Genomic DNA, 13,626 nt, shown 5'->3' with positions numbered 1-13,626 from the left:
GTGGGCGGGGCCGCGCGGCATGAGGCGGGGCGGCGCCGGAGCGCGGCTCATCACTTGCGGGGTCGTACGAGGGCTCACTCGCCCCTCGTACGGGGAGTCAACGCCCGTCGCCGGAGCCTGTCAATGCTCCGCGAAGCACCTTGGCAACTGGTGGTCAGCCTTCCTCCGGCGCGGCGGGCGGCGGCTCGTGGGCGTGCTTGAGCCTCATCCGGGTATCCACCGCCTCCGGCCCCGAAACCCGCTCCCAGTAGCGGTGGCACGTCACGAACACCGCGAGGTCGCGCTCGCGGGCGCGCAGCTTCTCCACCTCGGCCTGCTCGTCCGGGGTCCAGCCGGGGGAGGCCGGGCGCTCCGTCTTGCGCCAGCCGTGGTCGTCGCCGAAGCCCTCGTGCGGCTCGACCGACCACGGCAGCCGCCGCAGCAGCGCGTGGAGCTCGGATCTGACCTGGTGCAGTTCCTCCTGGGCGGCGAGGAGGTCATGGGGGAACTCGGGTGGGGTCGACTCGGGCACGTTGCGATAGTACTCCTGTTCGAATTTGGGGGGCGAGGGGTGTGCGTGTGGGTGTGGGTGCGGGGTGTGGGTGCGGGGTGTGTTCGAGAGTTCTCGTTCGGGGGCTTGAGGGGGCAGGCTGGATGCATGTGCCGCAGCATCAAGACGCTCCGCCCGCCCGCGATCCCCGAGACGGCCACCGAGGACGAGATCCGGGCGGCCGCGCTTCAGTACGTGCGCAAGGTGTCCGGGTTTCGGGTGCCCGCCGCGCATAACCGGGAGGTGTTCGACCGGGCCGTCGACGCGGTTGCCGCGGCTACCGCGGAGCTGCTCGGGTCGCTGGAGGTCCGGGGCGCGCCCCGGTAGCCCCCGGCTGTATCGGGCTCCCCTCTTCCCCCGCCCGCCCGCCCCTTCATCGCCGCTTCGCGGCTCGTCCTCAAGCGCCGGACGGGCTTCACGGTCCGCTCCCGCCACCGTCGGCTGACGCGCTCAGCCGCTTCGCGGCTCGCCCCTCGGACGTCGGACGGGCTGGATGGGCCTCTTCCGGTCTGCGTCGGCTGATGTGCTCCGCCGCTTCGCGGCGGAGGTTCCCCGCCCGCCCGCCCCTAAAAGGGGCGGGCGGGCGGGGAGAAAGCGAGCGCGCTAGCGCGAAGCCACCCGCACCCGAAAGACGGCAGGAGCAAGAACCAGCCCGTCCGGCGCTTGAGGACGAGGCGCGGAGCGGCGATGGAGGGGCGGGTGGGTGGGGGACTCCGGTGCGCGGAGGGTCCCGGGAGGGTCAGGTGGTGGGGGACTCCGCGGGGCGGCGGACCAGGTAGGCGGCGCCCGCCCCGGCCGCGGCGAGGGCGAGGACCGAGACGCCGGTGGCGAGCCACGTCGCCCCCAGCCACTGGCCCCCGAAGTAGCCGAGCCCCACGCTGTACCCGGCCCAGGCCACGCCCGCGAGCGCGGACCAGGGCAGGAACTCGCGCACCCGCCGGTGCGCGGCCCCCGCGCCGAGCGAGACGATGGAGCGCCCGGCGGGGGCGAAGCGGGCGATGACCACGAGGACGCCGCCGCCCCGCGAGAGCGCCGTACCGAGCCGCTCCTGCGCGCTGGTCAGGCGCCGGGACCGGGCGATGGCGCGGTCGAGGCGTTCGCCGCCGCGCCAGGCGAGCCGGTACGCCACCAGGTCGCCGAGGACCGAAGCGGTGGCCGCGCACAGCATCAGGAGCAGGATGTCCGGCACGTCGTGCGGCACCCGCCCGGTGCCGGAGCCCGCCGCGGCGGCCGCGGTGGCCGCGGTGATGACGAGCACGCCGCTCGGCAGCAGCGGCAGGAACACGTCGAACAGGACGGAGAGGGCCACGACCGCGTAGATCCATGGGCTACCGGTCAGCGCCCCCACACTCTCAAACACCGAATCTCCCCGTAACTCCCCGGTCGGCAACTCATCGCCGCGATTTCGCGGGGAGCGGCGGGTGGCGGCCTGACGACAGCTGTACAGCGTACGCCGGAGCGTCGGCCAGAGATCCACTGGGGGCTCAGATGTTCGCTACGTCACGTTCACCGGGAGTCGGCTCGTTCGACCGGCGGGCTTCCCGGTCGCGGCGTACGGTGGTGTGCGGCCCGTACGAACAGTGACAGAGAGCCCCAATCGGGGCCTGACCTGGCGATACGAGGAGCTTGCCATGGTGGCAGGAGTACTGGCCTCGGCCCTCGCGGCGACTGTGCTCGCCGCGGGCGGCACGACCGGTGGGACGGACGAAGTGGAGGTCCGCGCGGCGGGGCGGTTCGCGCCGCCGACGGCCTTCGTGCCGTCGTCCGCGATCACGTACGAGCAGCAGCTCGTGCCCGCCGCCGCCCGGATCGAGGTGAAGCAGCGAAGCGACGGCCGCGGCACGCGGGTCGACCTGCGCGTACAAGGACTGGAGCCGGGCTACGCGTACGGCGTGCACGTGCACCAGAAGCCGTGCGGCGCGGACCCGGCCGACGCCGGAGGGCACTACCAGGACAAGCCGTCCCACCACCCCGGCGATATGAATCCGGACAACGAAGTGTGGCTGGACTTCACCGCCCGGAAGGACGGCTCGGGAGCGGCGTCCGCGCACCACACGTGGGGCTTCCGGCGAGGTGAGGCGGCGGCGGTCGTGCTGCACCGCGAACAGGGCGGCGCCGGGCAGCGGCTGGCTTGTTTCAGCGTGCCGTTCGCGCCGCCACCGGCGGCGTAGACGGCGCGGAGCCCCTGTCCCACCCGCGGTGAGCGGGTGGGACAGGGGCTCCGTTCGGAGCGGACGCGGACGGCGCGAGAGGGCGCGGGCCGCGGCTCAGGCCTTGGGGCAGGCCATGGAACAGTGGATCAGGCCAGGGAACAGCCGTGGACCAGTCGTGGATCAGGCCGCGATCGGGGAGCGGTCGGAGTCCGTCGCCTTCTGCTCGCGCTCGCCGCGCGCCGCCGCGATGAGGCGGTCGAGGCCGAACGCGCCGGAGCCGGTGAAGACGAGCAGCAGCAGGGCCCAGCAGAACATGGCCGAGGCCTCGCCGCCGTTCTGTATCGGCCACAGCTCCTCGGGCTGGTGGACCTTGAAGTACGCGTAGGCCATCGAGCCGGAGGACAGGAACGCCGCCGCGCGGGTGCCGAGGCCGAGCGCGACCAGGGCGCCGCCGACGAGCTGGATGACGGCCGCGTACCAACCCGGCCAGGTGCCCGCGTCGACGGTGGCGCCGTTGCCGTCCGTGCCGCCGAACGCCCCGAAGAGCGAGGAGGCGCCGTGGCAGAAGAAGAGCAGTCCTACAACGATGCGGAAGAGGCCGAGGACGTAGGGCTGGGCGCTGTTCAAACGCTCAGTCATGGTGGGGGACTCCTTCGGTCTTGATTCGGTTCGGGGACGTGGAACCGACTGACTCCTCAAGATAGGTGTGCCTAAGTAGTGCTTGCAACTTCAACATCTAAGGGTTTCATGAGAATCCCCTGTATCGGGCCGCCCCGCGGGCCCCTGGCCTCGCGGCTTTCGGCCGGTTCCGATGGTGCGCCCTGCCCCGGCGTGCTGTCGATGGTCTGGACCAAGTTCGTTCCCTCGGAGGCGTGTTCCACCGCCCGCAGCGCGGCCCGCGCCACCGCGTCCGCGTCCGAAAGCGTCACCGAGTCCACCCCGGGGCGTGCCCCGGCTGCCGTCACCCAGTGCACGCCCTCCGTCGGCACCCCGAACGCGAACCGCCGCGCGTGGAAGCACCCCTGACGGTCAATCAGCCGATAGGGGCGCGGGGTCACGTCGAGACCGCCCGTCTCGTAGCCGCCCACGGCGTGCGCGCGGCACCGGCCGGTCCGCAGCAGGTCCCCGAGCAGCGCGTCCCCCGTACGCCGCACGTCCGGCTCCGGCAGCCGCGCCTCCACGAGCGTGGTCACCCGCACCCCCGAACCCGGCACGTCCGGCGAGTGCGCGTGGAACGCCCCGCCCCCGGTCCGTACGGCGAGGCGCGGCCCGAGCACCTCCACCACGCCCGCGTCGACGAGCGCCACCAGCTCCTCGACGCGCCGCCGGGGCGGTCCGATGGACAGGAACGCGTTGAGCGGGGTGTACCAGCCGTCGAGGTGCGCGCGGCGCGAGGCGCCCGCGATGCCGCCGTGGTCGACGATGAGCCGTAGCTCGTTGCGCAGGTCGCGCAGCACGTCCAGGGCGGCCTTCAGCGGTCCCGCGACATTGCCGAGCGCCGCCTGCGCGGCGTCCGCGCGCAGATGCCCGAGCAGCCAGGCGCGGAAGTCGCGCGGCGAGCGGAAGCGCCGCCCCGCGTACGGCCGGGCGAGGCGCTCCCACGACCACCGGTCGACGGTGTCGATCCCGAACTCGCCGAGGAGCGCGGCCTCTTGAGGTCCCTGGTGGGGCAGGTCGAGGAAGCGGTCACGGAAGGCCCGGGCCCGCCCCGGTGTACCGCGGGCGCTCAGCAGCGCCCCGTAGTAGACCGTCTCGACCTCCTTCGCGATCAGCGGCCAGACCTCCGCCAGGAAGTCCGGCGCCTCGCCGCTGTCCGCGCGCTTGCGGAAGCGGGCGATCACCTCGGGGGTGAGCAGGGCGGGCTCGTGCCGCCCGTAGGGGCCCTTCGCGTTGTCGCCGCGCGCTTGGTACGGCACGCCGCGGCGCGACCCGGCGTACAGGCGCGGCTCGTCTCCCGACGGTACGTAGCGCAGCGCGCCCTGTGCCGCGCGGACGAAGCGGCCGCCGCGGCCCTCGGTCAGCAGCGCCACGTGGTCGAAGAAGTTCAGGCCGAGCCCGCGAAGGAGCACGGGCTCGCCGGGGGCGAGGGGCGTCAGGTCGACGTCCGCCGGGTTCGCGGGCGGGATGTGGCGCAGGCCGTGGCGCCTGGCGTACGCGGTGAGCCCGGCCAGGGGGTGGTCGGGGGCGGCGGGGAGATGGCCCTGCGCGAGGACGACGGCCGCGAGGCCGGTCAGGGTGCGGGAGTCGTCGAGGGTGAGGGTTTGTAAGGGAGTGGGGCGGGGCTCGGGGTCGGTTTCGGTCCGCCTGTTCTCGGGCGGTACGTCCGCGGCGGGTTCGTCACGCAGGCGCACCGCTCGGGCCGTGTGCGTGACGACGCGGACGGTGCCGGGGGCCGCGCGGATCGTCTCGGCGAACACCCACTCCAGGTAGCGGCCGTAGTCGGCGCGCGTCGGGTAGTCGTCGGGGCCGAGCCCCGGTATGTGCCCGCGCGCCGCCCACTCGTACAGGCTCGGGCCCGGCCGCACCGGCCCCGCGCAGTCGACGCTCGCGTCGGTGAACAGGGTCACCTGGGAGGCCACGGTGTTCATCAGGAGTTCCGGCGCCTGCGCGGTGCGCCACACCCGGCCGGGGCCCGGCGGGGCGGGGTCCACGACGTGCACCGTGAGGTGGGTGCCGGGGGTGAGCAGGTCGGCGGCGGAGGCGCAGAGGCGCTCCAGGACGCTGGTGCCGCGTGGTCCCGCGCCGACGACGGCTATGGCGGCGGTGGGGGAGGGGGTGGGGGCGGCAGGCAAACGGGGCTCCCTTGGCGGCGGGGTGGGGGAAGCGGACGGTCCGCATCATGCCGGTGGGGGGTGGGGGGCCGTTGGTGGTTGGGGGGATCGATATGAGGCTGTGCCCCTCGCGGGTGCGCCCCGCTGTGTCCATCAGCGCGCTTCGCGCGCGGGCGCCCCTTCCCACTCCGGGGGCTGCCGCCCCCGTTCCCCCGCTCAAAGCCATTGGCGCTCCGCGCCTCGTCCTCAAACGCCGGACGGGCTGGAATCGTTCAGGGTGGCTTCGTGGGTCGGGGTCAGGGGGGCCTTGCCCCGGGTCTGGTCCAGGCGGAGCTCCGCGTCGCGGGACCGCAGCGTCAGCGTCATCAGCTGGTTGCCGAACCACGGCCCACCCGTGCGCCGCCACCGCACCCGGGCACCCCGCAGCCGGCCGTGGCGGGCGAAGAGGCGGCCGAGCGCCCGCCCGGCCCGGCTCCAGCCGAAGCGGAACCCGGCCCTTATCGACGCGGGGATGGAGTTGTGCACCGGCGAGCAGGTGAGCTGGAGGACGCGCGCGTCGGGCCCGGTCCCGTCCGGCCAGGACGGCTCGGCCACGTACGCGTGGTGGACGTCGCCGGACAGCACGCACACGGTCGCGGGGGCGCCCGGGCCCGAGCCCGCCTCGGCGATCAGCGCGGTGAGCGCGTCGAAGGAGGCGGGGAACGCCGCCCAGTGCTCAAGGTCCGCGCGCCGCCGCAGGTTCTCGCCGAAGCGCGCCCAGCGGGCCCCGCGCTCGCCCCGGCACAGCGCCGCGTTCCAGCCCTCGGCGTCGTGGATCAGATGCGGCAGGAGCCAGGGCAGAGACGTGCCGATGAGGAGGTGGTCGCAGTCGCCCGCCAGGGCCTGCTCGCGCAGCCAGCGCGCCTCCTCGGGGTCGAGCATGGCGCGCCGGTCCTCCTCCAGGACGCGGGCGGCGCGGGTGTCGACCATCAGCAGGCGCACCCGGCCGAAGTCGCGCCGGTAGCTCCAGCGCACGGCGGTGGGCTCGGCGTCGGCGCGGGCGGCGAAGGCGCGCAGGGTGTCCGTGCCGTCGGGCGCCGCCCGCACGGCCGCGTACAGCTCGTCGCGGGCGAGCTCGGCGGGCGGCAGGTTGCCCAGGTGCTGGTAGACCCAGTACGACATCAGGCCGCTGAGGATGCGCTCGCGCCACCACGGCGTGGCCCGCGTCTCGGCGAGCCAGGAGGCGCTGGTGTTCCAGTCGTCGATGACATCGTGGTCGTCGAAGATCATGCAGCTGGGGACGGTGGAGAGCAGCCAGCGCACCTCGGGGTCGAGCCAGGACTCGTAGTAGAGGTGGGTGTACTCCTCATAGTCCGCGACCTGGTCGCCCGGCGGCTCGGACAGGTCGCGGCGGGCGGCGAGCCAGGCGCGCGTGGCCTTGGAGGTCTCGTCGGCGTACACCTGGTCGCCGAGCAGGAGCAGGACGTCCGGGCGCGCGGCGGCCGGGTCGGCGGCGAGCCGCGCGGCGAGCGCGTCCAGGGCGTCCGGGCCGACGGGGTCGTGCTCCCCGGCGGGCGGCGCGGCCCAGCGGCAGGAGCCGAAGGTGACGCGGACGGTGTCCCGCTCCTCGGCGGGCGTGCGGATGGTGCTCGGCGGGAACGGCGTCCCGGTCAGCGGCCAGACGGCGGCGTTGTCGAGCGTCACCTCGTACGCGGTCTGAGTGCCCGGGCGCAGTCCCGTCACCGGGACGAGCGCGTAGTGGTGCCCGGCGACCTGGAACGTGCGGGCCGAGCCGCCCGCGCCGTCCGCGCAGCGGACCTCGGCCGTGCAGGGGCGGTCGGTCTCCACCCACACCGTCGCCGCCCGCTCGTCGACGTGTCTCAGCAGTGGGCCCAGACGCAGCCGTGCCACAGTGATCACCCTCCTCCGTCGCCCCGTACGGTACGGAACGACGGAGGCGGGCGGGACGGTTCCGCGAGACCGGGCGGATCAGAGGGACGGGCGGTGCGTCAGCAGCCGTTCAGGACCGAGGACAGCGCGCTCTTCTCGGCCGGGTCGACGCTGAGGTTGTAGTGCTGCTTCACGTCCACCCACATGCGCGCGTAGAAGCAGTGGTACGAGGAGAGGGGCGGCAGCCACTCGGCGGGGTCCTTGTCGCCCTTGGCCTGGTTGACGTTGTCGGTGACCGCGATGAGCTGGGGCTGGCCGAGGTCGTTGGCGAAGGCCTGGCGCTGGGACTGGGTCCAGGTGCTGGCGCCGGACTTCCACGCCTCGGACAGCGCCACGACGTGGTCGATGTCGAGGTCGGAGGCCTGGGTCCAGGTGGCGTTGTCGTACGCGGACCGCCAGGTGCCGGAGACGGCGGCACAGCTGCCGTCCTGCTGGACGTTCTCGCCGTCGCGCTTGAGGACGACCTCGCGGGTGTTGCAGGTGCCGGACTGGGTGATCCAGTGCGGGAACTTGTCCCGGCTGTAGCCGTCGGAGGAGCCCTCGGCGCGCACGGTGAGCTGGCCGAGGTAGGTGCGGGCGGTGGCGGCGCTGACCGGGGTGGGCGGCGCGGCCTGGGCGGGGGAGCCGGTCAGGAGGGTGGCTGCGGAGGCGAGGGCGGCGGCGCCGGCCAGGGCCGTGAGGCGCCGACGCGCGTAGATTCCGGGCATGCGAACTCCCTTGCAGTGGGGGGACGTTGTCCACTCGGGCGTGGACAGGCTGGCGGTGTGGGGTTGCCAGCAGGTGCCCGAGCGGTGACAGGGTCGCGTCAAAAGGGTGGCCGGGGCAAGGGGTCTCGCGGTATGTCACGGCTTGTCATATCTGCGTGCGGCCACGGGAGTTGCCGTCGAGTGGCCCAGGTCACTTCGCGCACCGCCAGCAAGCGGACCAAAGTCCCTGTTCGCGGGCCCGGGGGGATCACGTACGATGACCGGAGCAGAAGGGGAGTAGCTCTTCGCCGGACCGTCGACACACTGCTCAGCGAAAGCTGGGCCGGCGCCCGGAGGCAGCCCACCCAGGTGGGCGGCCAGCGAGACCTTCGGCAAGCAGTGCCCGCGTACGCATCCGTGTACGCGCGTGTGCGCTGCCGTGCCGAGGTGTCGTACGCGAAGGCTGCTGCGAGGCTCTCGGTGGGGTGGCCCGACCGATTGAGGAACCTTGATCAGCTTGAGTGTGACGGCGCTCGTCTTCGGCGTCGTCTTCCTTGCCGAACTGCCCGACAAGACCGCGCTCGCCGGACTCGTCCTCGGCACCCGCTACCGCGCCAGCTACGTCTTCGCGGGCGTCGCCGCCGCGTTCACGGTGCACGTGGTGCTCGCCGTGGCGGCGGGCAGCGTCCTGACCCTGGCGCCCCAGCGGCTCGTGCACGCCCTCACCGGCGTGCTGTTCCTCGGCGGCGCCGCGATGCTCCTGATGAAGAAGGGCGACGACGACGAGGAGGTCAAGGCGCCCAAGGACCAGAGCTTCTGGCGGGTGTCGGGCGCGGGCTTCATGCTCATCCTGGTCGCCGAGTTCGGCGACCTGACGCAGATCATGACGGCGAACCTGGCCGCGCGCTACGACGACCCGCTGTCGGTCGGCCTCGGCGCGGTGCTCGCCCTGTGGGCCGTCGCCGGACTCGGCATCGTCGGCGGCAAGGCGCTGATGAAGCGGGTGCCGCTGGCCCTCATCACGCGGATCGCGGCCCTGCTGATGCTGGGGCTCGGCGCGTGGAGCCTGTACGAGGCGATCGCGTAACGGCGTCGGCTGTGCCGGGCGCGCGGGGCGCGCGGGGCATACGGGCCGTGCGGGGCATACGGGCCGTGCGGGGAGTACGGGCCGTGCGGGGAGTACGGGCTGCGTGGGCCGGGCGGCGGGAGGGGTGCGGTGGCGTTCATTGCCGCTCTGACCTGGGTTGTTGCCGCTTGGGCGACTTGTTTTGTACCGTGGGGAAACAAAGTGGCTCCGCCCGTATCCCTGACCTGGCGGGCGGGGCCGCCTTGTCCTTTCGTCGCTGTCTCCCACCCTTCTGCTCCCCAGCTCCCGCTCCCTCGTCCCGGTGCGGGCCTCCTTCCGCTTGGAGTACGCCGATGACGGCCGTGACCGAACTGACCGCCCGAGCCCTCCTCCTGGACATGGACGGCACCCTCGTCAACTCCGACGCCGTCGTCGAGCGCTGCTGGCGCGACTGGGCGGCCCTGCACGGGCTCGACCCGGACGAGGTGATGAACGTCGTGCACGGCCGCCAGGGGTACGCCTCCATGGCGCTGCTCCTGCCCGACCGGCCCATGGCGGAGAACCACGCGGAGAACCGCGAGATGCTCGCCCGCGAGACGGCCGACATGGACGGCGTCGTGCCCGTGCCCGGCGCCCCCGCCTTCCTCACCTCCCTCGCCGGACTCCCGCACGCCCTGGTGACCTCCGCCGACGTGCCCCTGTCCACCGGGCGGATGGCCGCGGCCGGGCTCCCGATGCCCGCGGTCCGCGTCACCGCCGAGAGCGTCGGCGCCAGCAAGCCCGACCCCGAGGGCTTCCTCAAGGGCGCGGCGGAGCTCGGCTTCGACCCCGCCGACTGCGTCGTGTTCGAGGACTCCGGCGCGGGCATAGCCGCCGGGCTGGCCGCGGGCATGCGGGTCGTGGGCATCGGCCCCCGCGCCGCCGCGTACGAGCCGACGGTGTGCGTGGACGACCTCACCCAGGTGCGCGTCACCGCCGCCGCGGACGGGACGCTGCGGCTCGCCATCGACTGAACCCGCGCCGCCTACCGGCCGCCGCTTCAGGGCGCCTCCGTCTCCGCCTCAAGGGCCGCGCGCGTGGCCTTTCCGTATGTGCCGGGCACGTCCCCTGACACTCCGCGGGCCCACTGGAAGCGGGCCACGGCCGCGGTGACGGCCGGGGAGTAGACCCCGTCCGCCGGGCCCGCGTACAAGGACAACTGCCGCAGCCTGAGCTGGAGTTCGGTGACCTCGCCGCCCCGGTCGCCCGGGCGCAGCGCGCGCGGCGCCGACGGGCGCGGCGACGGCGGAAGCAGCACGGAGCCGGTGGCGCGGGCCGTCGTGCGCGTCGGCGAGGTCGCGGGCGCGTGCTTGGGCCGCGGGTCCGACCGCCGCGACGCCGACCCCGACGACGAGGGTGACGGCGGCGAAGGCGACGCGGAGCGCGCCGGGTACGCGCGTTCGGCCGTCGGGACCGGCATCCGCTCGGCCGACGTCCGGGCGGTCGGCTCCTCGGGCGGCGGGTCGTCCGTGCTCGCCGTCGTGTCCGGCAGCGCCCGGTCGGAGCCGTCGCCGCCGTCGCGCCCCCAGAGCATCCCCGTGGCGAACACCGCCGCCGACGCGACCAGCGCCCCCGCCCCCGCGAGCAGCGCCGTCCTGCCCCGCCGCGCCGCCCGCCTGCGCGGCCCGGCCGCCGAAGCCGCCGGGGACGCGCCCCCGGCTTCGGCGGTCCGCGGCTCGGGCGGCGGCGCCGACGACAGCGCGGGGAGCGGGGTGCGCGGCTCCGGCAGCGTCACGTACGGACGGATGCGCAGCGGATCGAAGTCCTCCGCTGCCGCCGCCTGCGCCGAGCGCGTCCGCAGGACCGCGGCCGCGGTCCGCCGCGCGCAGCCGCACGCGGGGGCGCCCTCGGGCGTACGCGCCGCGCCGCAGCCGGGGCAGAGCCCCTCCGGCGCCCGCGCGGCGGCTCCCGCGGCCGCCGCGTCCGGCCTTCGGCGGCCCGCGCCCGCCGCCCCGCCGGGCCCTGATCCGGGCCCGGCCCCTAAGGCAGGCTCCTCAGGTAAGACAGGCTCCTCAGGCCTCCTGGGCCTCCCGCTCGCCTCGCTCACTGGGTGCTCCCTCCCTCGGTGGCCCCATGGAGCTCCTCTGGAGTATGCAGCCGCACGGCGCGCGGGGCCATGACGCGCGACGAGCCGTCGCGGCTCAACAGGCCATAACGAGTGACTCGGACCACGATGGAGAGGAGGAGCACCCGGGGAGGTGTCCATGACGCAGGACGTGAGCGCGCGCCCGGCAGGTCCGGAGCGCGGAAGCGGGCCCGAGGGCCAGGTGTCCGGCGGCGTACTGGTCTCCATCGGCGCGCTGCTGCTCGGCATGCTGCTCGCCGCCCTCGACCAGACCATCGTCGCCACCGCCCTGCCGACGATCGTCAGCGACCTCGGCGGCATGGAGCACCTGTCGTGGGTCGTCACCGCGTATCTGCTCGCCGCCACGGCGGCCACGCCGCTGTGGGGCAAGCTCGGCGACCAGTACGGGCGCAAGAAGCTCTTCCAGGCCGCGATCGTGATCTTCCTGGCGGGCTCGGCACTGTGCGGGCTCGCCCAGAACATGACCGAGCTCATCGCCTTCCGCGCCCTGCAGGGACTCGGCGGCGGCGGGCTCATGGTCCTGTCGATGGCGATCGTCGGCGACCTCGTCCCGCCCCGCGACCGCGGCAGGTACCAGGGCCTGTTCGGCGCGGTCTTCGGCGCCACCAGCGTGCTCGGGCCGCTGCTCGGCGGGCTCTTCACCCAGCACCTGAGCTGGCGCTGGGTCTTCTACGTCAACCTGCCCGTCGGCGTGGTCGCGCTCGTCGTGATCGCCGCCGCGCTGCACATCCCGGCCCGCTCCGCCCGGCACACCATCGACTACCTCGGCACCTTCCTCATCGCCTCCGTCGCCACCTGCCTGGTCCTCGTCGCCTCCCTCGGCGGCACCACCTGGGACTGGGGCTCGCCGCAGCTCATCGGGCTCGCGGTGCTCGGCGCCGTCCTCGCGGTGTGCTTCGTCGCCGTCGAGCGGAAGGCCGCGGAACCGGTGATCCCGCTGCGGCTGTTCCGGGTGCGGACCTTCGCGCTGTCAGCGGTCATCAGCTTCGTCGTCGGCTTCGCGATGTTCGGCGCGATGACGTACCTGCCGACGTTCCTCCAGGTCGTCCAGGGCGTGTCGCCCACCATGTCGGGCGTGCACATGCTGCCCATGGTCGCGGGCATGCTGATCTCGTCCACCGGCTCCGGCCAGATCGTCAGCCGCACCGGCCGCTGGAAGGTGTTCCCCATCGCGGGCACCGGCGTCACCGCCCTCGGCCTGCTCCTCCTGCACCAGCTGAAGCCGGACAGCCCCACCTTCGAGATGAGCGCGTACTTCTTCGTCTTCGGCTTCGGGCTCGGCCTCGTCATGCAGGTGCTCGTGCTGATCGTGCAGAACGCCGTCGGGTACGAGGACCTGGGCGTCGCCACCTCCGGCGCGACCTTCTTCCGCTCCATCGGGGCGTCGTTCGGCGTCGCCGTCTTCGGCACCGTCTTCACCAGCCGGCTCGGGGACAAGCTCGCCGCGTCCCTCGGCGGCCAGGACCTGCCGCCCGGCGTCAGCGTCGACTCCCTCAAGGCCGACCCGCGCGGCATCGCGGAGCTGCCCGCCGCGCTGCGGCCCGGCGTCGTGGAGGCGTACGCGACGTCGATCACCGACGTCTTCCTGTACGCGGCCCCGGTCGCCGTCGTCGCCTTCGCCCTCGCCTGGTTCCTGCGCGAGGACAGGCTGCGCGGCGCGGTCACCGCGCCCGACCCCACGCAGACGCTCGCCAGCAACCCCGTCGAGCGCTCCTCGTACGACGAGGTGGCGCGGGCCCTGTCCGTCCTCGGGACCCGCGAGGGGCGGCGCGCGGTCTACGAGGACATCACCCGGCGGGCCGGGTACGACCTGCTGCCCGCCGCCAGCTGGCTGCTCCTTCGGGTCGCCCGCCACGGGCACGTGGAGCCCGCCACGCTCACCGAGCGCAGCATGGTGCCGCTGACCGTCGTCACGCAGGCCGCGCGGCAGCTGGAGGAGCGCCGCCTGGCCGTGCGCGAAGGCCTTGGCCTGCGGCTCGCGCCCGAGGGCCGGGAGGTCGCCGCGGGGCTGGCGCGGGCCCGTGAGGAGTCCCTGGCGGAGCTGCTTGGCGACTGGTGGGCCCCGGGGCGGCCGACCGATCTGATGCGGCTCGTGGCGGAGCTCAGCGGGGAGATGTGCGGGTCGGACGGTGAACGCCCCCGGGCCCCCGCGAGGGGTGCGCCCCGCTGAGCCCTGTGCCCCCTAGCCGGGGCGGGCCCTCTCCCACCCGCCCGCCCGTGACTCCGTGGCTTCGTCCGCGGGCCCCTTGGGGCGGATGGGGTGCTCCCCGGCGTCCCCGCCCCCGGCGGCTGCGCCGGGCGCTTTCCCACCCGCCCGCCCGTGACTCCGTGGCTTCGTCCGCGGGCCCCTCGGGGCGGATGGGGTGT

The 13,626-nt window shown here is 74.2% G+C and carries 12 protein-coding genes; 5 read left to right on the top strand and 7 right to left on the bottom strand.

Annotation, left to right across the window (positions count from 1 at the left end):
- Window positions 1-154 precede the first annotated feature (154 nt).
- Window positions 155-511: a hypothetical protein gene (locus AC07A4_RS30880; RefSeq protein WP_478604886.1), complete on the bottom strand. Its 357-nt coding sequence runs from the start codon at window positions 509-511 to the stop codon at window positions 155-157.
- A gap of 126 nt (window positions 512-637) precedes the next feature.
- Between AC07A4_RS30880 and AC07A4_RS30875 the strand changes: the two genes are divergently transcribed.
- Window positions 638-856: a DUF2277 domain-containing protein gene (locus tag AC07A4_RS30875; RefSeq protein WP_478604884.1), complete on the top strand. Its 219-nt coding sequence runs from the start codon at window positions 638-640 to the stop codon at window positions 854-856.
- Window positions 857-1,268: 412 nt separating this feature from the next.
- Here the strand turns inward: AC07A4_RS30875 and AC07A4_RS30870 are convergent, their stop codons facing one another.
- The gene (locus AC07A4_RS30870) at window positions 1,269-1,889 is read right to left on the bottom strand and encodes a DedA family protein (RefSeq protein WP_478604881.1); all 621 of its coding nucleotides are present in this window, start codon (window positions 1,887-1,889) and stop codon (window positions 1,269-1,271) included.
- A 271-nt stretch (window positions 1,890-2,160) separates the two neighbouring features.
- Here AC07A4_RS30870 and AC07A4_RS30865 point away from each other — a divergent pair, with 271 nt between their 5' ends.
- Entirely contained in the window at window positions 2,161-2,700 is a 540-nt protein-coding gene (locus AC07A4_RS30865) for a superoxide dismutase family protein (RefSeq protein ID WP_478604879.1), read from the top strand.
- A 162-nt stretch (window positions 2,701-2,862) separates the two neighbouring features.
- Here AC07A4_RS30865 and AC07A4_RS30860 read toward each other — a convergent pair whose 3' ends face one another.
- From AC07A4_RS30860 to AC07A4_RS30845, 4 genes are all read right to left on the bottom strand, one after another.
- The gene (locus AC07A4_RS30860; protein ID WP_478604876.1) at window positions 2,863-3,321 is read right to left on the bottom strand and encodes a DoxX family protein; all 459 of its coding nucleotides are present in this window, start codon (window positions 3,319-3,321) and stop codon (window positions 2,863-2,865) included.
- 71 nt (window positions 3,322-3,392) lie between these two features.
- Complete coding sequence (locus AC07A4_RS30855) at window positions 3,393-5,474, bottom strand: FAD/NAD(P)-binding protein (RefSeq protein ID WP_478604874.1); 2,082 nt, start codon at window positions 5,472-5,474, stop codon at window positions 3,393-3,395.
- A gap of 225 nt (window positions 5,475-5,699) precedes the next feature.
- A complete protein-coding gene (locus tag AC07A4_RS30850) occupies window positions 5,700-7,343 on the bottom strand; it encodes an alkaline phosphatase D family protein (RefSeq protein WP_478604871.1) in 1,644 nt (547 codons plus the stop codon).
- A 98-nt stretch (window positions 7,344-7,441) separates the two neighbouring features.
- On the bottom strand, window positions 7,442-8,089 hold the full coding sequence (locus AC07A4_RS30845; protein WP_478604868.1) for an HNH endonuclease family protein: 648 nt from the start codon (window positions 8,087-8,089) through the stop codon (window positions 7,442-7,444).
- A gap of 487 nt (window positions 8,090-8,576) precedes the next feature.
- Here AC07A4_RS30845 and AC07A4_RS30840 point away from each other — a divergent pair, with 487 nt between their 5' ends.
- Both AC07A4_RS30840 and AC07A4_RS30835 read left to right on the top strand, forming a co-directional pair.
- Entirely contained in the window at window positions 8,577-9,155 is a 579-nt protein-coding gene (locus AC07A4_RS30840; RefSeq protein WP_478604865.1) for a TMEM165/GDT1 family protein, read from the top strand.
- A 332-nt stretch (window positions 9,156-9,487) separates the two neighbouring features.
- Window positions 9,488-10,147 (top strand): HAD-IA family hydrolase, encoded by a 660-nt coding sequence (locus AC07A4_RS30835; RefSeq protein ID WP_478604862.1) that lies wholly within the window; start codon window positions 9,488-9,490, stop codon window positions 10,145-10,147.
- Between the two features lie 26 nt (window positions 10,148-10,173).
- Here the strand turns inward: AC07A4_RS30835 and AC07A4_RS30830 are convergent, their stop codons facing one another.
- Window positions 10,174-11,220 carry a peptidoglycan-binding domain-containing protein gene (locus tag AC07A4_RS30830; RefSeq protein WP_478604859.1) on the bottom strand — a complete coding sequence of 349 codons (1,047 nt, stop codon included), beginning with the start codon at window positions 11,218-11,220 and terminating at the stop codon, window positions 10,174-10,176.
- Between the two features lie 157 nt (window positions 11,221-11,377).
- On the opposite strand from AC07A4_RS30830, the gene AC07A4_RS30825 reads away from it, so the two are divergent.
- Window positions 11,378-13,429, top strand: a complete 2,052-nt coding sequence (locus AC07A4_RS30825) for an MDR family MFS transporter (RefSeq protein WP_478604856.1) — start codon at window positions 11,378-11,380, stop codon at window positions 13,427-13,429.
- Window positions 13,430-13,626 lie beyond the last annotated feature (197 nt).

This window comes from Streptomyces sp. NPDC043996 (assembly GCF_056435225.1).
Note: the sequence above shows the minus strand (reverse complement) of the source record. Positions and strands in the feature narration are given on the sequence as shown.

What these genes read in the sequence shown, in the direction of transcription:
- AC07A4_RS30875 (WP_478604884.1), top strand. Translation starts at nt 638, where the DNA reads ATGTGCCGCAGCATCAAGACGCTCCGCCCGCCCGCGATCCCCGAGACG.
- AC07A4_RS30865 (WP_478604879.1), top strand. Translation starts at nt 2,161, where the DNA reads ATGGTGGCAGGAGTACTGGCCTCGGCCCTCGCGGCGACTGTGCTCGCC.
- AC07A4_RS30860 (WP_478604876.1), bottom strand. Translation starts at nt 3,321, where the DNA reads ATGACTGAGCGTTTGAACAGCGCCCAGCCCTACGTCCTCGGCCTCTTC.
- AC07A4_RS30845 (WP_478604868.1), bottom strand. Translation starts at nt 8,089, where the DNA reads ATGCCCGGAATCTACGCGCGTCGGCGCCTCACGGCCCTGGCCGGCGCC.
- AC07A4_RS30835 (WP_478604862.1), top strand. Translation starts at nt 9,488, where the DNA reads ATGACGGCCGTGACCGAACTGACCGCCCGAGCCCTCCTCCTGGACATG.
- AC07A4_RS30825 (WP_478604856.1), top strand. Translation starts at nt 11,378, where the DNA reads ATGACGCAGGACGTGAGCGCGCGCCCGGCAGGTCCGGAGCGCGGAAGC.